The organism is Megasphaera hexanoica, from assembly GCF_043520715.1.
Taxonomy (GTDB): domain Bacteria; phylum Bacillota; class Negativicutes; order Veillonellales; family Megasphaeraceae; genus Megasphaera; species Megasphaera hexanoica.
On the sequence record NZ_CP171361.1, the window covers coordinates 2,098,209 to 2,120,954 of the forward strand.

Genomic DNA, 22,746 nt, shown 5'->3' on the forward strand with positions numbered 1-22,746 from the left:
ATTTCGCCTTTTACCATGTATCAGAAAAAAATACGGCAGAGGCCCCTGCTTTTCCGCTTGGATTCTCTGCCGTAATCCTTTTTTCCTGTTTATGCTCTGATTTCCGTTCCGTCCTTGAAGGTCACCCGGATATCGTCCTTGCTGTATACCGTGATGAAAATCATGTGGGCAAAACGCATCTTCCTCTTATCTATTCATCAGGATAGCTTCCAGAATGTGATATAATAAATGCATAAAAAATTCTGCATGGTGCAGTAAATCATCGAGGCATTCCTTATGAAATCGTATTATACCATTGGTGAAACGGCAAAATTACTGGGCGTGACGACACAGACCCTGCGGCACTATGAAAAAATAGGTATTTTACAACCCCGTAAAATAGATTCACATACGGGATACCGCTATTACTCATTTGATCAGTTCCATATCATTGACCGGGTAAAATATCTTCAGGGATTAGGCCTGCATCTGACCGATATCGGCCAAATCATCAAAAAAGGGACTGTTGCCGGTCTTCTGCCGGCCCTGGAAAAAGAATGGCAGAAATCCTATCAGGAACTGGAACAGATTCAGAACCGCATCAAAGATATCGAATGGTACATCGAATATTTTACCTATCTGAGTAAAATAGATGATTCCAGCATTTTGTATCATCTCCATCTGCCGGAACGCCATATCATCCAGGTTCCCTGCTATGATACAGACGCCCTGGCCGATATGGAAATCCGCCTGGCGAAAGCCAAAGGCTCTTCCCGTCTCCATCACTTACCTTACCGGAGACAATATGGATATATTCTTTCTATTTCTGATTTGTTCGCCAGCCGTTTTCATCCTACACAGTATTTTATTTATCTGAAACACCGTCCGGATCAGTATCTTCCAGAATATAAAAAGCTGCCTGCCGGCGAATACATCTGTTTTCGCACCCAGGTTTTAAAAGAACATTGGGATACGACGCTGCTGCATAACTTTTTCTCTGATATGAACCGGCCGGAGCTTGCCCTGGCCCTGGAATTCGAAGATAACCTCGTTGAATATCAGGATGCCCAGTACGAAATACAGATGTATTCTCCTGAACAAACGCAAACCTTATAGCAGGAATAAGGTTGTACTCCGAATCGGTTCCACAAAGAGACGTAGCCTGCCTGTAAATGAGTTGAAAAGCATATTATTAATGACTATATCGCAAGAATAGGCTGTGAAATTCGTCAGCCTATTCTTTTTTTGCACACAAAAAAGAATTGACTCGTTTCTTACAAAAAGGTTTATGCTCTATTCATAGCAAAACATCGTTTTGCATAGTTCTTACAAATTGCTTTTAGGAGGAAACTATAATGAACACGACTGTATCGAGAGAAACTGAAATCCTGTATGTCGGGAGCGAACCGCAATTACCGGTAGAACGGCCGGAAACACCGCCGATTTATCCTTCCACTGCCAATATTATCAGTGATATGGATGACTATGATCGTGCTAATAAAGGAGAGAAATATTACTACTGCCGTACAGCTAATCCAAACCGCGATGGCGTAGCCCAGGCAGTATCTTATCTTGAACATGGTGAGCAGTCTCTGGTCTGCTCTTCCGGCATGGCGGCTATTTCTACAACCATTCTGTCCCTGGTAAAAGCCGGCGACCATATCATCACCAGCAATGCCATTTACGGGGAAACGATTGAATTATTCGACCGCATTGTAAAAAAATTTGGCGTTGAAGTAACCTATGTTGATCTGACCGATCCCGATGCCGTAGAACAGGCCGTCCAGAAAAATACCCGTCTCATCTATACGGAAATCATTACCAACCCGCTGATCCGCATCATCGATATCGACGCCATCACCCGTATCGCCCATAAAGCAGGCGCTCTCGTCGTCGTGGACAGCACATTCACGACCCCCTTTGCTATCTGCCCGCTCGATCACGGTGCCGATATCGTCGTACACAGCATGACAAAATACTTCGGTGGCCACAGTGATATTACAGCCGGCTGCATTACCGGTCCTAAAGAGCTGATGAAAAAAATCTATTCCGACTATCTTCTTTTCGGCGGCTGCCTTGATCCCCAGAGTTCCTGGCTTCTCCTGCGCAGCATCCGCACCATGGAAATGCGCGTCACCCGCCAGTTCGCCAACGCACGTGCCCTGGCCGAAGCCCTGCAGGCCGATCCGCATGTCCGCTATGTCAATTATCCGACTCTTTCCAATCATCCCCAGCATAAACTGGCTGAAACATTACTGCCCCATGGCTGCGGTGCCATGCTCAGTTTCCGCGTAGAAGACGACCGGCAGAAAGTCAATGAATTCATGCACCGGTTGAAGGTAGTCAAATATCTGGGAACACTGGGAGGTTATCGTACGACCATCGCCCACCCCGCTACGGCGTTCCGCTTTGATTTCACCCCACAGCAGCTTCGCGACATGGGAATGGAAGAAGGGCTGATCCGCATTTCATCGGGCATCGAATCGACAGAAGACCTGATAGCTGATTTCAAACAGGCGTTATCTGTATTTGATACAGTAAAGTAAGGCGGTGATTCCTATGTTGAAAAATATCAATCTGCCAATCGCCCTGTTAGCCGTCGGCCTGCTGTTCGCCCTGGTCGTCCCCATGGTGCTGGCACCGGAAGGAACGGCGTACGTCATCAGTATTTTCTATAATATAATGACGATTGATTTTCCCTGGGCTCTCATGCTCATCGCGTTTCTCAGTGCCGTCTTTGCCATCTTTATCATGTTTTCCAAATACGGGGATATCCGCCTCGGCGGGAATGGTGCCAAGCCTCACTATAAGACGTTCTCCTGGGCAGCTATGAACATGTGCTCTGCTGCCGGAGCCGGTATTTTCATCTTTGGCATGGTCGAATGGATGTATTATGTCAAAACACCGCCGTTCGGAGTCATTCCCGATTCAGTACAGGCCTATGAATATGCGTCAGCATACGGCATGTTCCACTGGGGATTTTCCGCATGGGCCATTTATCTTCCCGTCTCCCTGGCACTGGGATATATGTTCTGGAATAAGAAAGTAGACTCGCTGAATCTGTCTGATTTATGCAAATCCGTGCTAAAAGGCGAAAGTCTTCCGGTCCGCATTATCCGTAAAATAATCGACGGTCTCGTCGCCTTTGGCTATATCGGCGGTCTGGTCTGCACTGTCGGACTGGGTACATCCATTCTGGCAGAACTGGCTGGCTACCTGCTGGGCTTTGAAGTAACCTTTACGCTGCGCATCGCCGTAATACTCATCTTCTGCCTTTTCTTTATTCTTTCCACCTCCAAGAGTATTGCCAAGGGCATCAGTATCATCAGCGACTTCAATGTCAAACTGGCACTGGGATTTTTTATCTTCATCCTTATCGTCGGTCCTACGTCGTTTATTCTCAATAACTTCACCATGGCTGTGGGAACCAATATCCGGGAATTCGTGCACATGAGTTTCAATACCGACGCCATTGCCCAGACAGGATTTGTCCAGCAATGGACCGTATTCTACTGGGCCTGGTATCTGGGCTGTACGATTTCTGACGGTTTGTGGCTGGCCCGTGTTTCCTATGGCCGTACGTTCCGGGAAATCGCCATCGTCCGCTGCATCTGGACAACACTGGCCTGCTGGCTGGCCTTCGCCATATTAGGTAATTACGGCATGCATCAGGAATTGACAGGCGTTCTGTCATTATCACAGTTAGTCATCGATAGCGGTAATAATGCCGCTGTTCTGGCCGTCCTTAAGACGCTGCCGCTTTCATCACTGGCAATCGTCGTCTACATGGCAGTCGTCTTTATCACCCTGGCCTGTGGAGCCACTGCCGCTTCTACGGTCGTTGCGACACTGACTTCTAAAAACTTGAAAAATGATGAAGAACCGGCCAGCTGGTACAAAGTTTTCTGGGCATTTCTCGTACTGCTCCTGCCTGTCGGCATCCTGTTTCTGGAACACATGGTGCCAGGACTCAACGTCCTCACGACCATCCAGTCTGTTACGACCATTATGGCTATACCCCTTTCTGCCGTCATCGTTCTTCTCCTGGTCACATTTTACAAAACCCTGCGAAAAGACATCCGAAAAAAAGAATTATATGTCGATGACGTCAATAAAGATAAGTGGAATGCTGTATAAATAAATCGCATTCCATCAGACAGACAATTTAATAGTACAAAGAGAGGTGAAAGCTGCCACATGAAATGGATGTTCCATTCGTGTGACAGCTTTCTATATACTTAATCTTATAAATCATTACCCATCAGGTAATACCTTGACAATCCATGACAATGTATTCACTATATAAGGGTAAGATAACCAATATAGTGAATACATTGTCACTCCGTAGAAAGGAGGAATCTGGATGCAAGTCGTAATCATCGGGACGTTCCCACAGGAAGCAAAGGAAAGAATACTCACGCATTTCCCAGTTGACTGGACAGTACATATTGTAGGGGCCGATCAGGCCAAAGAATACCTTCCTTTGGCAGAGGTTGTAATTCCGGAACACATCGTAATTGACGAAGATTTTCTCGCCCGGGCCCCTAATTTAAAGCTCATACAAACGGGAGCAGGCTATGACAATGTAGATCTGGCGGCCTGCACCAGACATGGCGTTCTTGTCTGCAATGCGGCTGGTATCAATGCAGAGGCAGTAGCTGAGCATACGCTGGCCATGATTTTATGTTGGTATAAGAACCTTATTTTACTGGATGGTTTCATGAAACATAAGCAGGCTATGACGGCTCTTTCCTACCAAGGGGCAGAACTGGCAGGAAAAACACTCGGAATCATTGGTTACGGGCATGTCGGCAGGAAGCTGGCGCATCTTGCTCAGGCATTTTCCCTGCAGGTCCTGGTATTCAGCCATCACCCGGTGACAGATTCCGGTATAATCCAGGCCGGGCTCAGCCGTCTCTACAGGGAAAGTGATATCATCTCCGTTCACACAGCCTTACGTCCAGCAACGCGCCATATGTTTAACAAACAGGCCTTTTCCCAAATGAAACGAGAACCGCTCTTCATCAATACATCACGTGGTGGCCTTGTCGATGAAGAAGCGTTAATCGAGGCCCTGACACAGGAGACCATTTCCGGGGCCTGTCTCGATGTATTTGAAACAGAACCTTTGCCTATGCAAAGCCCATTGCGAAATTGTTCTCATGTCATTTTGACGCCCCATACGGCTGGCCTGCCAGATGGGGTCAAGTACCATAAGCGCCGGTACGACTTTTTCGTACAGAATATGATGGCTCTGGAACAAGGCAACCAGCCATCGTGTCAGCTAAATAAGACAAAATAATCAAGAATAGCAGATGTAGACCGGAAATCCGTAGCTCCAACTTAAACAGGGCCATCGCATGATAGTTATTATGACTCATGTGATGGCCCTGTTTTCGTCCTTATTTATAAAGTCTTAGTCTTTACCTTCCTGTTTGGCGGCAATGATTTTGGCTGCCCGGTCCACAATAATTTCAGCCAGAGCAAATTTGCTCATCTTTTCCAGCTTTTCGACACGGCCGTCTGCATAGAGCAGCGTGCCGATATTGGTCGTCCCCTGGAATCCGGCACCTTTGGCACTGACATCGTTGGCGACGAGCATATCGAGATTTTTCTTCTTCAGTTTCGCTGTTCCATATTCGATGACATTGGTCGTTTCCGCCGCAAAGCCAATGAGTACCTGGTGTGTTTTGCGCTGTCCCAGTCCATAAAGGATATCGGGGTTCTTTTCCAGCTTCAGATTGAGCACGTCATCATTTTTCTTGATTTTGTTCTTAGCCGGAGCTGCCGACCGGTAATCGGCAACAGCCGCAGCCTTGATGACCAGGTCACAATCATCATAATAGGCATCGACGGCCGCCTTCATATCCCGTGTACTGCCTACATCGATGCGGCGGCTGACACCGGGTGGTGTTTCCAGATGGTCATTGGACCCTGCGATAAGAGTCACATCGGCACCAGCCAGCACGGCTGCTTTTGCCAGGGCAAAACCCATGCGGCCGCTGGAGTGATTTCCAATAAACCGTACCGGATCAATGGGTTCCCGTGTCCCGCCAGCCGTGACGATGACTTTTTTCCCTGCCAGGGTATTCGTGCGGCAGACAGTCAGTTCAATGCGGTCCACAATTTCTTCCGGTTCGGGCAGACGGCCAATGCCGATGATTCCACAGGCGAGATGCCCGCTGGCCGGTTCCATGATTTCATATCCGAAACGTTTCAGCCGGGCCATATTATCCTGTACGACCGGGTTCAGGTACATGTTACTGTTCATGGCCGGCACAAAGAGTACGGGAGCCTTAGTCGCCATGATGGTTGTCGATAACATGTCATCAGCTATGCCGCAAGCCACCTTGCCAAGGATATTGGCCGTCGCCGGAGCAATGACAAAGATGTCGGCCCAGCGGGCTAAGGCAATATGTTCCACATTGAATTCCGGCGTATCGTTAAACATGGACACGGCAACCGGATTGCCACTGATTTCCCGCATGGTCAGCGGAGTAATCAGCTTCGTGGCATGTTCCGTCATAATGCATTTCACTTCAGCACCGCGCTGACGCAGGAGGCTGGCGATATGGGCTGCCTTGAAGGCTGCAATACCGCCACAGATGCCCAGTACGACGCGTTTATTTTCCAACAGCATAGGATGCCTCCTTATTTGATGCCGGCCTTGGGAGCTTCATATGTAATCTTGCCCTGATCGATTTCTTCCATGGCGATAGATACTACTTTGGTCGTATCTACATCGACGAGCGGCTTATCGCCATCGGTAAGCTGACGGGCCCGTTTGGCTGCCAGTGTAACCAGCGTGTACTTGCTGTCTACCCGTTTCATCAAAGATTCCAGTGTCGGTTTAATTAACATGATGCATCTCTCCTATTTCTTGTATAAATCTCTAATAGCAGCAATTTTACAGGTATTGCGTGATGTCTTCATTTCTTCTGCCGTAAGGATGGCTGCCGCTTCATCTATGGACGAATCCAGATCGTCATTGACAATCAGATAGTCATACTGCTCTATCCATTGCAATTCGTCACTTGCCTTGGAAAGTCTCCCGGCAATGACTTCTTCTGTATCGGTCTTCCGGTCGCGCAGACGGCGGGCCAGTACATCCATACTCGGCGGCACGATATAAATGAATACCCCCTGGGGATACTTCTGTTTGACTTGCATAGCCCCCTGGATATCGATTTCCAGCATGACATGCTTTCCTTCGTTCAACATGCGGAATACATAGTCTTTCGGCGTACCATAATAATGGTCATACACTTTGGCATGTTCCAAGAACGCATCCTGTGCCAGCAGTTCTTCAAAATGGGCGTTATCGGAAAAGAAATAATTGATGCCGTCCTGCTCGCCCGGCCGGGGACTGCGGGTCGTCATAGAAATAGAATAATTAATATTCGGGAACCGTTTGCGCAGGGCATCACAGATGGTGCCTTTACCGGCACCAGAAGGGCCCGAAACGACAACGAGCAAGCCCGGATCTTTCATGTTCATTACTTCCTTTCTCATTCTTCAGGCTCTGTGTCATCAGCCTCGTCTTCGCCAACGTGGAGTATGCGGTGGGAAATCGTTTCCGGCTGCAATGCCGACAGTATGACCTGTCCATTGTCCATCATCAGGACAGACCGGGTCTTACGGCCAAAGGTAGCGTCAATCAGGGAATTTCCTTCCCTCGCTTCCTGCACCAGCCGTTTTATCGGCGCCGATTCGGGGCTGATAATTGCCACGACCTTATTTCCCATCACCATGTTGCCAAAGCCTATATTCAGTAAATTGAAGTTCATCTCGTCTCCATCATTCAATATTCTGTACTTGTTCTCGTATCTTTTCAATTTCATTTTTCAAACGCAGTACCTGTTCCGTTACCTGAAGATCCTGCGCCTTGGAACCGATGGTATTGGTTTCCCTGTTCATTTCCTGAATCAGGAAATCGAGCTTTCGTCCCGTATCACCATGGGCCTCGAGAAGTCCTCTTAATTGTAACACATGACTGCGGAAACGGACAACTTCTTCTGTAAAATCCACTTTATCCGCATACACAGCCACTTCCTGCAGCAGTCGGTCCTGTTCCGGCTGTGCCTGCAGCTTTTCCAGGATAGCCGTCATCTTTTTCTGCAGCCGTTCTTCATACTGCTGAATAATCAGAGGCCTGCGTTCTGCAATGGATTCGATGATATCTGACATCGTATCGGCCCGTCGGAGAAGATCGGCCTGTATGTTGGCTCCTTCCCGTTCCCGCATGGTCATCATCCCCTGCAGGGACCGGGCCAGGCTCTGCTGGAATACGGGGCGGCAGGCATCGGCATCAATCACAGGAGGTTCCTGGCTGAACCAGTCCGTATTGAGAGATATGATATCGGAAAGCGTGACAGGCACTCCGTCAAAGAGTTTGTTCTTGGCAGCGGCCAGGGCATCCCGGCAGGCTGTCAGTGACGCATAATCAATTTGTATCCGCGGCGTTTCCGGTGCCAGATCCTGGACGGTTACAAAAACGTCCACCTTGCCACGGTGCAGTTGTTCCTTGATCCCGTTGCGAATCGTGTCTTCCAATGCCAGATACGCATGGGGCATCCGTATATTCAACTCCAGGAACCGTTGATTCACTGACCTCATTTCAATCGTAACGGATATCCGCCCATCACTGGCCGTACCAGTGCCAAATCCGGTCATACTACGCAATATTCACGACCTCCTTCAAATATCCTGTTCAAAGCTTCATTATAATCTATTTTTCATCATTTTTCCAGATTACAACAGGACTCCGTTGCCGGATACGTCCTGTTTTTGTATCAGCCTGCTCCAGGCATCAGAAATGGCTGCAAATTCATCCAGTGAAAATGTTTCTCCCCGGCGGCTGCCATCGATTCCGCTGTCTGCAAGAATCTGCTGTATATCCTCCTTGCGTATGCCCGCACTCTTAAGCGTATTGGAAAAGGTCTTGCGGCGCTGGGAAAAAGCGGCTTTGACGACCTGGAAAAAACGTTTTTCTTCCAACACTGCCACTGGTGGCTGTTTGCGCACGTCCATGGCAACGACAGCCGACGTGACTTCCGGTGCCGGCATAAACGCCCTGGGCGGGATTTCAAAGAGGATTTCCGGTTCTGTATAATACTGGACAGATACGGAAAGAGCGCCGTAGATTTTGCTTCCCGGCCGGGCTGTCATCCGTTCGGCTACTTCTTTTTGTACCATGACGACAATCCGTTCAATAGGCAGTTTCTGTTCCAATAATTTCATGATAATCGGTGTCGTAATATAGTATGGCAGATTAGCGCAGACTGTAAAGGGCTGATGACCCATCGTTTCTTCTATATCGATTTTCATGATATCCCCATGGATAATGCGGACATTGGGATAATGCTCCAGCGTTTTATCCAGAACCGGCAGAAGGCGCGTGTCGAGTTCAACAGCCGTGACAGCCGCTCCCGTTTCGGCCAGAGCCTGAGTCAGCGTACCGATGCCGGGACCGATTTCCAATACCGGACTGCCCGGTTCTAATCGGGCTGCATCAGCAATATCGGCGACGACACTGTGACGGATGAGAAAATTCTGCCCCAGTTTTTTACTCATGTGGAGGCCGAACCGCTTGACAATATAATGGACGACTTCCGGTTTAGCTAAATCAACATCTTTCATGTTCTGTCTCCTCTTCTATCTGCTGCAGGGCATCGAGCCATTCTTCCCGGCTGACGCCATAGTGATTCAGACGACGTAAAAACTGCTTGGCATTGCCGTATCCGATTCCCAGGACAGCTCCGACGGCCGCCCGGCGTTCCGCTGCATCGGGTCTCCCATTAAGGCCGGCTGCCATGATATCGGCCATGCTGAAGATATCCTCCGGAGTAAAGGTGGCACACCGTGTCTTGGAAAGGGCCAGCCGGATGGCTTCGGGAGAGGCCTGTTCCACTCCCAGGTCATCATTGGCAATGGCATCCTTCCGCGGTATAAACGCATGTTTGGCCTTGGGGAACCGCTTGCTCAGGAACCGGCGGATCCGTTCGCCCGCCTGGTCCGGATCGGTCAGGATGATGATGCCCCGCTTTTTGTACGCACAGGCTATCTGCCGCAGCGTATCGGGGCGCAGGGAAAATCCATCGGTGGTAATCATGTCGGCATCAATATGACTGGTGCGGATGCGCGCGACATCACTGCGTCCTTCGACGATGAGAACTTCTTTTATCATAGTCCTGCTCCTCATTTATTTTCCAGAATGTACCGGGCAGCGCTCAGGACAGCCAGCACATTGTGTTCAAATACGATTCCCCCCTGCAGGTAAATCATGTAAGGTTCGCGGATGGGGCCGTCTGCAGACAGTTCGATAGACGAACCTTGTACGAAATCGCCTGCTGCCATGATGATTTTGTCCGCATATCCGGGCATATCGTCCGGAATCGGGGTGACGTGGGCATCGACCGGTGAAAACGTCTGGATACCCTGGGCAAAAAGGCACATGTTTTTTTCGTTTTCCAGATAAATCGTCTGGATCAGGTCGGACCGGGGTTCATCAAAAGCCGGTGATACGTGAAAACCGATACGGTCAAAGACAGCTGCCGCAAAGACAGCGCCTTTGATAGCCTGGGCCGTCACATGGGGAGCCATAAAGAAGCCCTGGAAAAATAAACGGTATCCATAGGCATAGGAGCCGAGTTCTCCTCCCAGACCAGGGGCGGTCAGGTAATCGGCTGCCGCATCGACCAGGTCTGCCCGGCCGGCAATATATCCGCCCGTCGGGGCTATACCGCCGCCCGGGTTCTTGATAAGCGAACCGGCCATGATATCGGCACCTGCTTCGATGGGTTCTTCTTCAGCGGCAAATTCGCCGTAGCAGTTATCGACGAAACAGATGGTGTCGGGGCTGACTTCTTTGACCACTCCGATAATCGCCCGGATATCGGGAATCGTCAGGGTAGCCCGTGAGCTGTAGCCCCGCGAACGCTGGATGAGGACCAGCCGCGGCTGTTTTTCCTGACAGGCTGTCCGGATACCATCCAGATCATAGGCATTCTGTTTCAGCGGCACTTCTTCATACAATACGCCCTTTTCTTTGAGAGAATGCGGGGTGTAACGGGCGTAACCGATGACTCCCTGCATCGTGTCATAAGGGGCCCCGATCAGGGACATCATGCAATCGCCCTTCTGGAGCAGCGCACAAAGGACCGTAGCCAGTGTATGCGTACCCGAAACAAAATGTGGCCGTACCAGTGCTTTTTCTGCTTTGAAGACCGTCGCAAAAACTTCATCCAGTTTTTCCCGGCCCATATCGCTATATCCGTACCCCGATGTACCCGAAAACTGGTAAGAGGAAATCTGTGCTTTTTTATAGGCATCGAGAACCTTCTGTGTATTGTGAAGAGCAATCGTATCAATGCGTTCAAACTGGATGGCACAAGCGGCCATCGCTTCTTTACGTATCGTTTCCAAATCGAAAGACAATATGTCAGATCCTTTCCTGCAATTCAAAAAATAAAGAGATTAACCGATAGGATGTTCTGCTATCCAGCCATCCGTGTCTCTCATGACGGCTGCTGCCAGTTCTTTTTCCGAAGCATAGTCCTGTTTGGCATACCAGTGTATGTACGGCATGCGTTTAAACCAGGTAATCTGCCGTTTGGCAAAGCGGCGTGTGCGTTTTTTGATTTCCTCAGCCGCGTCTGCCAGGCTGATTTTTCCCCGGACGTACAATGCCAGCTCTTCGTATCCAATAGCTTTCATAGCCTGCGATGCCGGGGAAATTCCTTTCTGAAGCAATCCGGCGACTTCATCAGGCCAGCCCGCATCGAGCATCATATCGACCCGCTTTTCAATGCGATCATATAATACTTCTCTGGGAAGGCTGAGGCCGATGACATAGGCATCGTATCTCACCTTATGTCCATGACCAGCCCGCACGAAAGCAGCTCCTTCTCCTTTATCCACAGCCACCATCAGCCGCACCAGACGGTGCGTATTGGCCAGCAGTTCATGCCAGTCAGCCGGCTGCCACTGCGTCTGTTCCATAATATACGTCCGCAGTTCCTGTTCTGTCATCGCCTGAATATGTTTTCTGGCGCATTCCCGTTCTTGTTCCGTAACGGCCGACCCTTCAAAGTCAAAGCCTTCGAGAAATGCCTGCACATAAAGGCCCGTCCCTCCCACCAGGATAGGGACTTTATGTGTTTTATTGAGTGTATGGACTGTCTCAGCGGCCATGTCACAAAAACGGGCCGCCGAATACGGCTCATCGGGACTGGCAATATCAATGAGATGATGGCGGAACCGGGATAATTCATCCTGTGTCGGTTTTGCCGTGCCGATATCCATTCCCCTGTATATCTGATAGGCATCCCCTGAAATGAGTTCTGTATGGTAATGGTCCGCCAAGTAGAAACTAAGAGCCGTTTTTCCTACTGCCGTCGGACCAGCAATTGCAATAACCTTATCCATGAATGTTCCCTTCTAAGACAGCATAACGGACGCGGCTGTAACGGCCGCCCATAATCCGGGCCGCTGGAAATGCCTGCAGCAGTGGCTGCAGGAACCGGCCTTTGACCACGACCCGCTTCGATAGGTGCATCGCCCGTTCCAGTGACGCTCTTGTCAGTTCTTCATGGTCCATGATAGCCCGGACCGGCTGGAACTGACAACTTGCCTGTACAGGCTGGCTGAACATGGGATCAAAATAAATGATATCATATGTTTCCCGGCAATTCGCCAGATAGGTACGATAATTTTCATTGTATAACCTGATCCGGCGCAGCGCTTCTGTTACGTCGCACTTGTCATGCACGTAATGGGAAAATCCCCATCCGGTCACAGCGGCCATCTGGGGTACTGCTTCCAGTGCCGTGATGGCGGACCCTGCGGGCAGGCCAAAAGAAGCTACGATAGAATCCGCTCCGAAGCCACAAGTTGCATCCAGCACGGAAACAGGCCGTTTCACGCCAAAAGCTTCCAGCAGATGATCCGCCTTTCCCTTGCGCAGCTGCTGGATCCGCAATTCGGCCATGTTCAGACTAAAAAAATGTTTCCCTTCATCCCGTTCGATGACCGGTCCCCGGCTGGTATAGATAAGCAGGTGCTCCGTCCCGTAACGCCGGCGCAGCTGTTCAACCGCCCGACCTCGCCGTGGTACAAAAACAGCTCCTATAGACTCAGCCCATGACTCCGCTTCCTGGCTGAGTGTACCTTTTGCCTTCAGGGAGGGCACTACATACAATTCCGCCATCATGTCCGCTTAAACAATTTAGCCAGATCATCGGGCGTAAACCGCACGATGATGGGCCGCCCGTGGGGGCATACATAGGGTTTTTCCGTATGGAATAAATCTTCGATGAGCTGCTTCATCTGCCGGATATTGAGCCGGTCTCCCGCCTTGACCGCCCCGTGGCAGGATAAATATGCCAGAGAGCGATGGCGGAGTACCGCCTTATCAGCCACATCATTTTCATGGAGAAGACGGCAGATATCCTGCAGTGAATCAGCAATGTCACTGGTCTTCAAATCGCAGGGGACTTCTTCGACGCGGAGTGTCGATGGCCCGGCGACAGAATAGGTATATCCCAGATCGTTGAATACATCCTGTCGTTCTGTAAGGAGAATCATGTCTTCCGGATCCACCTCTACAAATTCCGCCGTAAGCAGCTGCTGACTTGGCATATGTTCCACACGATGGCAGAATGTATCATAGCGGATCCGTTCATGGGCAGCATGCTGGTCGATAATATATAAATCCTGCCCCTTCTTGGCTATAATGAAGCAGTCCGCTACTTCTCCCAGAGGAATGAATACATCGTCATCTCCCTCAAAGGTAATCCGTGGCTGCTCCGGCTGGTCTCCTTCAGCACCAGCCTGCCCGCCTTCGTTCAGTGCCCGGGAGAACCGCTGTTTTTCACTAGTATCAGACACGCGCGGTTTCCAGCCATCAGAAATGGCAGTTGTATGTTCATGGAGAATCCCCGTCGCAGCTGGTGCCGTTATTTTCTGACCGGAAGCAGGGCGGATGTCAGGCCCGCCTGAAGCCGGTGCTGCCCATACGGGACCATCTGGTCCCTCCCGGAAAGGTTGATTCTCTCCCGATGAGGGTGCTGATATAGAGGCAGATTCTGTCATGGAGACTGGTGATGTCTTCTCTTCTGCCGGCTGGGAAGGAACAGCCCCTTCCTTGGGAGCAAATAGTGTCGCATCGGAAAAAGGTGTTTCCTGGATAACGGCAGATTTCTTTGCTACCGCAGCCGGGGCTGCAATCTGTTCCGGTTTTTCCTGATCGATGAGCGCCGTAATGATACTATGATACAGGGCCCGGTAAATCTGCTGTTCGTCAGAAAACTTGATTTCCGTTTTTGCCGGATGGACATTGACATCGATACTGGCCGGATCGACGTGGAGATGCAGCATAGCAAAAGGATATCCCGATTTGGGCAGCATCGCATGATATGCATTGTCAATCGCTTTGAACATGAGGGGATTGTGGACAATGCGCTGATTGACGATGCACGTCTGCCAGGAACGGGAACTTTTAAGAACCGATGGTTTGCCTACGTATCCTTCGATCTGCACGTTGTCGTGGTCATAAGTAACAGGGAAGATTTCCCGTGCTACACCGGCACCGTAAATATTGGCAATCGTTTCCTTTAAATCGCCGAGACCGCCTGTATGGAGTGTGGTCCGCCCGTTATTGATAAACGTAAATTCGATTCCCGGCTGGGCCAGAGCCAGTTTCGTAATCATTTCACTGATTTTTGAGCTTTCCGTCCGTTCACTTTTTAAAAACTTTTTTCGTGCCGGCGTATTGTAAAAGAGGTCACTGACCTCCATCGTCGTGCCGGCAGCCGCTCCGGCCTGATCTTCTGAGGTAATGACGCCCCCGTCCAGGACGAGGTGCACGGCAAATTCATCTTCCGGCCGCCGCGTCGTAATCTGCATATGCGAGACGGCGGCGATACTGGGGACAGCTTCGCCGCGAAACCCCAGAGAGGTGATGGCAAATATATCTTCGACGGAACTGATTTTGCTCGTAGCATGGCGGATAATGCACTTACGCGCATCTTCCCGGCTCATGCCGCAGCCGTTATCCGTAACCCGGATATACGATGCCCCGCCTTCCGCTATTTCCACCTCAATGGCGCTGGCACCAGCATCAATAGCGTTTTCTACCAGTTCCTTCACGCACGAAGAAGGCCGTTCTACTACTTCCCCGGCCGCGATTTTATTGCGTGTCGCTTCGTCGAGAATATTGATGATTGAATTCAACTCCTGCCACTTCCTTCCTTAGCTTCTTTCTGCAGCGTATACAAAAAGGAAATTGCTTCAATAGGTGTCATGCTCGTCACATCGACAGATAACAGGTGGTCGATGACCGGATTGGTAAACAGACTGTCTTCCATAGGAGCCGGCAGTGCCTGTGCAGAATGTACCGGTACAGCCGGCTGGGCTGCTCCTCCGGCTTCCAGTCCCGTCAGGATGACATCGGCCCGTTTCAATAATTTCTCCGGCAGTCCTGCCAGACGCGCAACATGGAGGCCATAACTCTTATCGGCTCCACCTGGCACGATACGGCGCAGGAATTTGATACTGCGTCCCCGTTCCTTTACCGCAACGGTGTAATTTTTTATTTTATCTGATTCATCAGCCATAGCGATGAGTTCGTGGTAATGTGTAGCAAACAGCGTCAGGGCATGAATCTGCTGCAGTCAGTATTCAATGACGGCCTGGGCAATGGACATCCCGTCAAAGGTGCTCGTACCGCGGCCGATTTCATCGAGGATCAGCAGGCTGCGGGACGTGGCATGTTTCAAAATATACGATACTTCCTTCATTTCCACCATGAATGTACTCTGCCCTGTCAGGATATCATCACTGGCGCCAATGCGCGTGAAAATCCGGTCTACGGGGCAGATGGAGGCTTCCCGGGCCGGTATGAAGGAGCCGGCCTGGGCCATGAGCACGAGAACAGCCACCTGGCGCATATAGGTCGATTTTCCCGCCATATTGGGGCCGGTAATGATCAAGACTTCGTGATCTTTATGGTTGAGCGTCACATCATTAGGGACAAACAATTCATCCTTCAGATATTTTTCGATGATGGGATGGCGACCATCGCGGATGGTCACCGACTGATCCCGGTTCAGGCCGGGACGGATATAGTGGTTTTCATGAGCCGCCCTGGCCAAGCTGTACAGGCAGTCAATCTGGGCAATAGCCCGGGCTGTCTGCTGCATAGCCGGGATATAGACCCCGATCTGCTGGCGGATCTGGCCAAACAACTGATATTCCAGTGTCAGCATACGTTCCTGACTGGTCAGGACTTTGACTTCAAACTCTTTTAATTCCGGCGTAATATATCGTTCGGCATTGACCAGAGTCTGCTTACGCACGTAATAATCCGGTACGGGTTTCGTGTTGGCATGAGAAATTTCAAAATAGTAGCCAAACACCTTCGTATAGCCGATTTTCATTTTTATGCCAGTTTTTTCTTTTTCTTTTTCTTCTAGTTCCTGTAAAAAGGCGTGACTGTTGGCGGCAATGGACCGGATTTCATCCAGTTCTTTAGAAAATCCATCGCGGATAACGCCGCCATTGCGTATGACCACGCCGGGATCGTCTTTAATGCCCCGGCACAATAGATCATACACTTCCTGATGCTCTGCCACCTGGTTGTTCAGCCGTTTCAATAAGTCACTGCCGGCTCCATCCAAAATCTGCTTCAGCTGCGGTATCACCGACAGGGACTCCCTCAGGGCTACCATATCTTTTGGGCTGGCCGTTCCCGTTTCGACACGGGTCAGTATCCGTTCAAAATCATAAATCCGGTCCAGTGTGTCGGACAAATCCTGACGCATGATTTCATGACGCACCAGTTCTTCTACCGCATCCTGGCGGAGCACAATATCAGAAATGCGCAGGAGTGGCGCTTCCAGCCATTTCCGCAACAGTCTGCCGCCCATGGCAGTGTGGGTCTTATCAAGAACATCGAGAAGCGTCCCTTTCCGGCCGCCATCGCGTACATTCTGGGTAATTTCCAGATGGCGGATGCTCGCCGCATCAATGACCAGACGCCGTTCATTATCGATGCGTTCCAGATGATTGATATGAGAGATATCGGACTGCATGACCTCACTGACGTAGGATAAGAGCATACCGATGCAGATAGCTGCATCATGGGCGGCATCAAGGTCTTCCTTTTTGAAATACGCCGCAGCTTTTTCCCCATAATCGCAGTCATCATCTGCTTCAAAAGGGGTGATCGTGCACTGGGACATGTGGCTTCTCAGATACTGCAGCACCGTATCGATCTGCTTACCCAGACGGTAATAGATCAGCTCGCTCGGTTCATAGACAGACAGAATATCAAACAAGCTATCTTCCATAGCAGTCACGGCGCATACCGACCAGAGGCATTCCCCTGTCGTCACATCCATAAGAGCGATGGACAGGATATCATTTTTTTCCGTCAGGCAGGCGATATAATTGTTTTTTTTGGAAGCGACGGCATGTTCCAGCGTAATCGTTCCCGGCGTAATGACTTTAATGATTTTCCGCTTGACGATGCCTTTGGCCAGCTTAGGGTCTTCCATCTGTTCGCAAATGGCTACCTTGTATCCCTTATGGACCAGCCGTTCAATATAGGTATCAGCCGAATGGAACGGAACACCACACATGGGAACCCGTTCTTTATTACCGCCAGCCCGACCTGTCAGAGTCAGATCCAGTTCCCGTGATGCCGTCAGGGCATCGTCAAAAAACATTTCATAAAAATCGCCAAGGCGGAAAAATAGTATTTTATCTTTGCATTGTTCTTTGACTTCGAGATACTGTTTCATCATCGGAGTCAGTTTTGGCGTGTCAGGCAAAATATACCTCCCTACATATTGGATTTATGCACTATATGTCCCTTAAGTACCCATGTTTGTCCTTTATCGACCATGACTGGTACGGTGTCGCCGATGGCTGCTGAACCATCATTTTCCCAGATAATCATCTTATTGCCCGTCGTACGGCCGAACCAGTGATTTTTGTCATTTTTAGTCGGTCCTTCCACGATGACATCATAGATATGGCGTTCCATGGCCTGATTTTTCTTCAGGCTGTATACATTCTGTACATCCATCAGGCGCTGCAGACGGCTGCTCTTGACTTCCTGGGGAATCTGGTCTTCCATAGTGGCCGCCGGCGTACCCGTCCGCGGCGAATACATGAAGGTATACGCCATATCATACTGGCAGCGTTTCAGGAACTGGAGGGTATCCATAAACATGTCTTCCGTTTCACCGGGGAAACCGACGATAATATCCGTCGTCAGCACCAGGTCCGGAATGCGTTTGCGGGCATAGTCCACCAGATCCATATAATGTTCTACCGTATAGCCGCGGTTCATTTTTTTGAGCAGGGCATCGTTCCCGCACTGGATGGGAAGGTGCATGTGATTGACGACTTTATGGCATTCGGCAATGGCGTCGATGGCATCGTAATTCATATCCTTGGGATGGCTTGTCATATAGCGGATCCGTTCGATGCCATCTATTTCATCGACAGCCCGGAGCAGGCTGGCAAAATCATCGTGGCTGGACAAATCCTTCCCATAGGAATTGACGTTCTGTCCTAAAAGAGTAATTTCCTTATATCCCGCATCGGCAACGCGCCGGACTTCTTCCACGACAGACTGGACCGGACGGCTGACTTCCCGCCCCCGCACGTAGGGAACGATACAATAGGTGCAAAAATTGTTACACCCGTTCATGATGGGAATCCAGGCAAAAAATTTCTGGAATCGCTTGGCCGGCAGTTCATGAAATGCCGGTACATGCATATCCGATGCCAGATAATGTTCTTTTTTCTGCTGCCGTTCCTTAATGAGATCGATCAGGGTATGGATATTATGCGTGCCAATGACCAGATCGATATGAGGAGCCCGCTTGAAAAGCCTGTCCTGCCATTCCTGTGCCATGCATCCCGTCACCGCGATGATCAGGTCCGGATTCTCATCTTTTAAGTGCTTCAGTTCGCCGATTTTTCCCAGCGTCTTGTCCTCTGCCGTTTCCCGGACACAACAGGTATTCAATAAAATCACGTCCGCCATAGTGAGTTCGTCCGTCTGGCGATACCCCAGCTCTTCCAGCTGTCCTGCATAATGCTCGGAATCACTCTGATTCATCTGGCATCCATAGGTCTGGATAAAATAAAATTTCTCATTCTGTATCATACTATATTCCTCAGTTCTTTATATTGGATAGGTTATCCTGGATTTTCATTTTTACACTCTATTAGTCAACAACATGCATAGTTAAGCCATTTGTGATGATATCGAGTGCTTATTAGTGCTTATAGAACAATACTGGTGTCTATCGAGTGCTTAAGAAACTCATAGAGTCCCTTGCGATGAATACGCCAATGTGTCCCTATTTTAAATGCTTTCAGTCTTCCATTATAGCATAGGTCATAAATGGTTGAAAGAGGAACACTCAGCATTTGAGAGACTTCTTTCGGTGTAAAGGCTATTTGTCTATCCCATTCATTAGAGGGAGTAGATAAAAAATCATCAACATCAAGTTTTAAGAATGTTTGGGTCTTCAATGGTCGTTTCAGCTCCTTTAGTGCAGTAAAGGAAATTTTAGTAGACTAGAGAACCTTATAGAATCTATAAGAATATATAAAGAGAGATTTTAGGAGATAATCAATAATCATTAATCATTATCCCTTAAATCTCTCTTTGAAATCTTAGTAGACTTATGAATAGAGTATAAAGATTAGATTCTCGAAGGCTACGTCGAGATACGAATAGTACTACTATATACTTTTCGTCCCCACCTTCAATCCGTGCCACAATTAATTTTCTCTATATACGTGCCACAATTAATTTTCTCTAAGTTTCCTTATAGCCTTAATACATTTATTATTATTCACATTATCTGTATGATTAGGCAGAACAGACTCACAAAGCCAGTCTTCCAGCTGTTCTGCTGTAAGTTCTGTCAACTGCCTATCTTCATCAACATCCATATTCTCCAGAAAATAAGCCACACCAATAGTTAGAGCATCTAATCTATCGTCATGACTCAGTGCATTCTTTTCCCGGCAGAGATGGGTCATCTGATATATCAAAGAGTAATGATAATCTTGCATGAACACTTTATAGTCCTGTTCAACGACTGGCTGATTCACAATCAGTTTATGTCTCATCATGACAGGCTCCAGTGTGTCTATCATTCGTGCTTCCTTTTGTCCCCTATTTACAACTGGCTCAATACCACAAGGATGTATACGGTTAAAGATAGGTGTCATTAATTTAGTGAACATACCGTCCCCAAAGTTATCTTCCGGGACAACAACATCCACATCCCAGAACTTAGCACGAGTGGCCAGCTGTGTTAATGTCATGTCTGAATAACCTTCTTTAAATCCTCCCATATCCATAAGGAACAAATAACCATTCAGGTACTTAATGATTGCATAGACTGTTTCGTCTGTACCTCTACCGCTAGGGTCTACTGCCATAATAGTTGTCTGATATGGCATTGTCTCGTCACTCCGAGACAACTCACTATAGTAATAGTCTCCTGCCATCGCTGTACACGGTATGTCTTTCAACAACTGTTCTCTGCCTTTGGCCCATGACCATTTCAAGCTGGATTCTTTCATGTCCAGAGAGGTAATAATAAGGTCTGATACCTTCAATGGGTACTTTTCCGCATCAGACAACCGAGTATTAAGCATAAACTGGAGAGCAAAGCCAGCTTTACCATAAGACAGGGAACGTTTAGCAATTTCATCCTCACTGAATCGTTTAGGATCTGTTGGTTTCCCTTCCAGTTCAGGATTAGCCATTAATTTATCATAGATAGAGGGAGCCAGTGTATTGCCATAATGGTCTTCAATCTTTGATATCTGCGGATACAAGACAGGCCAAACACGAACAATATAGCCACGGTCTTTCAGAACGTTATATAGACTTGATTCTGTTTGTGGTGTCCCCAGATAAATAATTTGTCCCTTAGGTTTCAAGATAGCATCAAATTCCTTTACGGCTTCAGAGAGCTTATCACGCTGTTGTTGTGTCGCTGAGTTCTTAGGGACTTCCACATCATCTGCAATCAGTAAATCAGCACGAGTCCCTGTTATCTGTCCAGTGATACCAATAGACTTAACAGAGGGAGAAATATCAGGTACAGTACCACCAACATCAAATATATTTTGTGTGTCTAACTGGTCTTTAGCCGCTATCATGTCCGATAAAAAAGGAAGTGTATGTATAATACGCTTAATGAATCTGGCATTAGCGTCCGCTCTGTCACCGGATGCAGACACAATCAAGGTCTTTAACTGCCTGTCTTTCCAGAGTCTCCAGACAACATAAGCACATGTCAAAAAGGATTTAGCGACACCACGGAACCCCTCGATAATGATACGGTCTGCTGGTGGTTTCTGTAGGTAGTTAGCAATATCTATCTGAATTGGTGTGGGCTGAGGGAGATCAATAGACTTCCAGACAATATAGACAAAAGCCCAAAAATGTTCCCTTGCTTTTTCAATATCATCTTCACTCCATATCATCCTACATTATCTCCTTTAACCAGCTCCATAAATTCAGGTATCCTAGAGGCTTCCTGAGTTACCTCTTTGACCCCTTCAATCTCAACTGTTGTATTGAAATCGTTGTCTTTAAGAAATTGCCGAACCTTTGCAAGGAATGCCGGATTCTTGCGCTGTTCTTCATCTTCCAGTCCTTCCAGCAGTGCTTGTACTTCTTCTGTAGCTAATCGGTCAATCAATTCTTGCGGGATATTAAAATTAGCCATATATCCTCACCCCTTTGCGAATTTAAAAATAATAAAAGGCTCCCATAGGTAATTACACCTAACAGGAGCCTTATGAAATTTAAATGCCTATGTTTGGCTTACTTTTTACATTTTTGACGACTCTGGAGCCATTGTTTCTCAGATTTTCCGAAGCGATAAGGATAGAGAGGACACTTTTTGATAGGACACTTCTCCACTCCCTTTATATAATCTCCAGAACATTCTAAACACTTTTTTCTAATAGCACTCCAAAGACATTCTTTTCTATTGATATCTTCCATCTTCATTATTTAACCACCAATCCTATCAGCAGACCACCTGCCACTGACCATGCTAATCTATTTTGTCGTTCCTTTACTTTCAACTGGTGTTTCAGGGAGTCCATTTGCTCTGTCAATGTTTTCAAAGATTTCTCGTTCTTCTCTAATAAGCTGTTGGCTTCCTGCAATTTCTGATTCTGCTGATTCAATAAGTTCTGAGCGTTTATCAGACGATTGTTGCAATATGTCAACTGATTCTGTAGCTCTACTAACGTCTGTTTGTCCGTTGATGAGTTCTGCTTGAGCAGATTGATTAAGTTCTGTAGATTGAATAATCGTTGCTCTTGCTCTGTCGTTATTTGTTTCAATCTGTTGTATTGTTGTATCGACATCACTACCTGTTGATTGCTCAACGGCTCTGTAGTGTCTGCATAACAGAAAGCAGACGGAAAGCAAAATAGTGACAATAGAAACAGCAATAAGAATATACTTTTTCTTTTCATCCATCGCTACCTCGCATGAATTAATACTTCTGTAGTCTTTGTACTATTAACCATTACTTGTCGTGATTCCTTTTCCCATACGACTTCATAGTTAGACGGCCAAGCTGATATGTTTTCTTTATATTCACTAATATAAATATCATATTTTTCTTTGTTAGCTTCTACCCATTCTATAAAGGCGTCATAATCAAATTTACGCGCATAATATTTATTGCCTACACCTTTATATGG

The 22,746-nt window shown here is 48.2% G+C and carries 20 protein-coding genes and 1 pseudogene; 4 read left to right on the forward strand and 17 right to left on the reverse strand.

Annotated elements, in window-relative coordinates:
• Window positions 1-276: 276 nt before the first annotated feature.
• The 4 genes from ACGTIC_RS10365 (at window position 277) to ACGTIC_RS10380 (ending at window position 5,281) form a co-directional block, all read left to right on the forward strand.
• Entirely contained in the window at window positions 277-1,095 is an 819-nt protein-coding gene (locus ACGTIC_RS10365; protein ID WP_113855718.1) for a MerR family transcriptional regulator, read from the forward strand.
• Window positions 1,096-1,334: 239 nt separating this feature from the next.
• The gene (locus ACGTIC_RS10370; protein WP_075581249.1) at window positions 1,335-2,525 is read left to right on the forward strand and encodes a PLP-dependent aspartate aminotransferase family protein; all 1,191 of its coding nucleotides are present in this window, start codon (window positions 1,335-1,337) and stop codon (window positions 2,523-2,525) included.
• Window positions 2,526-2,538: 13 nt separating this feature from the next.
• A complete protein-coding gene (locus ACGTIC_RS10375; RefSeq protein WP_075581250.1) occupies window positions 2,539-4,116 on the forward strand; it encodes a BCCT family transporter in 1,578 nt (525 codons plus the stop codon).
• 226 nt (window positions 4,117-4,342) lie between these two features.
• Entirely contained in the window at window positions 4,343-5,281 is a 939-nt protein-coding gene (locus ACGTIC_RS10380) for a D-isomer specific 2-hydroxyacid dehydrogenase family protein (RefSeq protein ID WP_113855717.1), read from the forward strand.
• A gap of 114 nt (window positions 5,282-5,395) precedes the next feature.
• On the opposite strand, the gene coaBC is transcribed toward ACGTIC_RS10380, so the two are convergent.
• The 17 genes and pseudogenes from coaBC to ACGTIC_RS10465 form a co-directional block, all read right to left on the reverse strand.
• Complete coding sequence (gene coaBC, locus ACGTIC_RS10385; RefSeq protein WP_113855716.1) at window positions 5,396-6,619, reverse strand: bifunctional phosphopantothenoylcysteine decarboxylase/phosphopantothenate--cysteine ligase CoaBC; 1,224 nt, start codon at window positions 6,617-6,619, stop codon at window positions 5,396-5,398.
• 11 nt (window positions 6,620-6,630) lie between these two features.
• Window positions 6,631-6,840, reverse strand: a complete 210-nt coding sequence (gene rpoZ / locus ACGTIC_RS10390) for a DNA-directed RNA polymerase subunit omega (protein ID WP_059075300.1) — start codon at window positions 6,838-6,840, stop codon at window positions 6,631-6,633.
• A 12-nt stretch (window positions 6,841-6,852) separates the two neighbouring features.
• Window positions 6,853-7,470 carry a guanylate kinase gene (gene gmk / locus ACGTIC_RS10395; RefSeq protein ID WP_113855715.1) on the reverse strand — a complete coding sequence of 206 codons (618 nt, stop codon included), beginning with the start codon at window positions 7,468-7,470 and terminating at the stop codon, window positions 6,853-6,855.
• A gap of 17 nt (window positions 7,471-7,487) precedes the next feature.
• On the reverse strand, window positions 7,488-7,766 hold the full coding sequence (gene remA / locus ACGTIC_RS10400; RefSeq protein WP_059075302.1) for an extracellular matrix/biofilm regulator RemA: 279 nt from the start codon (window positions 7,764-7,766) through the stop codon (window positions 7,488-7,490).
• A gap of 10 nt (window positions 7,767-7,776) precedes the next feature.
• Window positions 7,777-8,652, reverse strand: a complete 876-nt coding sequence (locus ACGTIC_RS10405; RefSeq protein WP_257536670.1) for a YicC/YloC family endoribonuclease — start codon at window positions 8,650-8,652, stop codon at window positions 7,777-7,779.
• A gap of 78 nt (window positions 8,653-8,730) precedes the next feature.
• Window positions 8,731-9,618 (reverse strand): 16S rRNA (adenine(1518)-N(6)/adenine(1519)-N(6))-dimethyltransferase RsmA, encoded by an 888-nt coding sequence (gene rsmA, locus ACGTIC_RS10410; RefSeq protein ID WP_113855713.1) that lies wholly within the window; start codon window positions 9,616-9,618, stop codon window positions 8,731-8,733.
• On the reverse strand, window positions 9,605-10,165 hold the full coding sequence (gene rnmV, locus ACGTIC_RS10415) for a ribonuclease M5 (protein ID WP_113855712.1): 561 nt from the start codon (window positions 10,163-10,165) through the stop codon (window positions 9,605-9,607). Before rnmV ends, rsmA begins: the two co-directional genes overlap by 14 nt.
• An 11-nt stretch (window positions 10,166-10,176) precedes the next feature.
• Window positions 10,177-11,379 carry a methionine gamma-lyase family protein gene (locus ACGTIC_RS10420; protein ID WP_075582421.1) on the reverse strand — a complete coding sequence of 401 codons (1,203 nt, stop codon included), beginning with the start codon at window positions 11,377-11,379 and terminating at the stop codon, window positions 10,177-10,179.
• Between the two features lie 75 nt (window positions 11,380-11,454).
• Window positions 11,455-12,405: a tRNA (adenosine(37)-N6)-dimethylallyltransferase MiaA gene (gene miaA, locus ACGTIC_RS10425; protein WP_113855711.1), complete on the reverse strand. Its 951-nt coding sequence runs from the start codon at window positions 12,403-12,405 to the stop codon at window positions 11,455-11,457.
• Window positions 12,398-13,189 (reverse strand): class I SAM-dependent methyltransferase, encoded by a 792-nt coding sequence (locus ACGTIC_RS10430; RefSeq protein WP_113855710.1) that lies wholly within the window; start codon window positions 13,187-13,189, stop codon window positions 12,398-12,400. The genes miaA and ACGTIC_RS10430 overlap by 8 nt, the downstream gene beginning before the upstream one ends.
• Entirely contained in the window at window positions 13,186-15,210 is a 2,025-nt protein-coding gene (mutL, locus tag ACGTIC_RS10435; RefSeq protein WP_113855709.1) for a DNA mismatch repair endonuclease MutL, read from the reverse strand. Before mutL ends, ACGTIC_RS10430 begins: the two co-directional genes overlap by 4 nt.
• Window positions 15,207-17,783, reverse strand: a pseudogene (gene mutS, locus ACGTIC_RS10440) (DNA mismatch repair protein MutS). Before mutS ends, mutL begins: the two are co-directional and overlap by 4 nt.
• Window positions 17,784-17,821: 38 nt before the next feature.
• Window positions 17,822-19,159 carry a tRNA (N6-isopentenyl adenosine(37)-C2)-methylthiotransferase MiaB gene (gene miaB / locus ACGTIC_RS10445; protein ID WP_113855707.1) on the reverse strand — a complete coding sequence of 446 codons (1,338 nt, stop codon included), beginning with the start codon at window positions 19,157-19,159 and terminating at the stop codon, window positions 17,822-17,824.
• A gap of 119 nt (window positions 19,160-19,278) precedes the next feature.
• A complete protein-coding gene (locus ACGTIC_RS10450) occupies window positions 19,279-19,530 on the reverse strand; it encodes a helix-turn-helix domain-containing protein (protein WP_113855706.1) in 252 nt (83 codons plus the stop codon).
• 279 nt (window positions 19,531-19,809) lie between these two features.
• Window positions 19,810-21,507 carry a phage terminase large subunit gene (gene terL / locus ACGTIC_RS10455; protein WP_113855705.1) on the reverse strand — a complete coding sequence of 566 codons (1,698 nt, stop codon included), beginning with the start codon at window positions 21,505-21,507 and terminating at the stop codon, window positions 19,810-19,812.
• The gene (locus ACGTIC_RS10460) at window positions 21,504-21,752 is read right to left on the reverse strand and encodes a hypothetical protein (RefSeq protein WP_113855704.1); all 249 of its coding nucleotides are present in this window, start codon (window positions 21,750-21,752) and stop codon (window positions 21,504-21,506) included. The genes terL and ACGTIC_RS10460 overlap by 4 nt, the downstream gene beginning before the upstream one ends.
• A 338-nt stretch (window positions 21,753-22,090) precedes the next feature.
• Window positions 22,091-22,519, reverse strand: a complete 429-nt coding sequence (locus ACGTIC_RS10465; RefSeq protein WP_162816239.1) for a hypothetical protein — start codon at window positions 22,517-22,519, stop codon at window positions 22,091-22,093.
• Window positions 22,520-22,746: the final 227 nt, after the last annotated feature.